The sequence below is a fragment of the Vibrio sp. 779(2023) genome, assembly GCF_033344285.1.
In the GTDB taxonomy this organism is placed as follows: domain Bacteria; phylum Pseudomonadota; class Gammaproteobacteria; order Enterobacterales; family Vibrionaceae; genus Vibrio; species Vibrio alginolyticus.
In genome coordinates this window covers 1-1,151 of record NZ_JAWPOM010000171.1, presented here as the reverse complement: position 1 = coordinate 1,151, position 1,151 = coordinate 1, and the positions used below count along the sequence as shown (strand labels likewise).

General features: G+C 50.4%; 1 protein-coding gene. It reads left to right on the top strand.

Translation table 11 applies throughout. The annotated features are described in order from the left end of the window. Positions 1–1,151: 3'-5' exonuclease (locus R8O70_RS25835; RefSeq protein WP_318184539.1), on the top strand; the 1,151-nt coding region annotated here is incomplete at both ends.

Below are 1,151 nucleotides of genomic sequence, written 5' to 3'. Positions count from 1 at the left end.
TGGCCTGCACGCCAAGTAGCTTGGTGGATTAACGGCAAAAAAGACGAAGGCCTGCGCCCAGCACATATCGATGCTTACCACGATCCTGTGACCAAAACCTACTTGCAGCTATACACCGCTTATCAAGAAGCGTGTGACCGTGCAGGTTTGGTCGACTTTGCAGAAATTCTGCTTCGCGCTCATGAGCTACTGCGCGATAACAAGTTTGTCCGCGAGCACTACCAAGCACGCTTTAAACACATCTTGGTCGACGAGTTCCAAGACACCAACAATATCCAATACGCTTGGCTACGCATGATGACGGGGCCTGAGTGTCATGTGATGATCGTGGGTGACGATGACCAATCGATTTACGGTTGGCGCGGAGCAAAAGTCGAAAACATTGAGAAATTCACCCGTGAATTCCCAAGCGTAACCACCATTCGCCTAGAGCAGAATTACCGTTCCACCAAGACCATTTTGGAAGCTTCCAATACCTTGATCGCCAATAACACTGAGCGTATGGGTAAAGAGCTGTGGACTGACGGCGTCGTTGGTGAGCCGATTTCGGTTTACAGTGCTTACAACGAGTTGGACGAAGCCCGTTTTGCGGTTAACAAAATCAAAGAGTGGCAAGACAAAGGCGGAGCATTGAATGATGCAGCGATGTTGTACCGCAACAACGCCCAGTCTCGTGTACTGGAAGAAGCGTTGATTCAAGCTGGTCTACCATACCGTATTTATGGTGGTATGCGATTCTTCGAGCGTCAGGAAATCAAAGACGCACTGGCCTACATGCGTTTGATGGCCAACCGTAATGACGATGCTGCATTTGAACGTGTGGTGAATACGCCAACTCGTGGTTTAGGTGACAAGACACTAGAAACCATCCGCCGTGCGGCGCGTGATCGTGGTTGCACGATGTGGGAAGCCAGCGTTGCGATGTTGGATGAACAAGTGCTCGCGGGTCGAGCGGCGGGGGCATTAGGTCGCTTTATCGAACTTATTACCGCACTCGAAGACGACACGTTAGAGATGCCGTTGCACGAGCAAACAGACCATGTGATCAAGTACTCTGGCTTGTTTGCCATGTATGAGCAAGAGAAGGGCGAAAAGTCTAAGGCACGTATTGAGAACTTGGAGGAATTGGTGACCGCAACTCGCCAATTCGA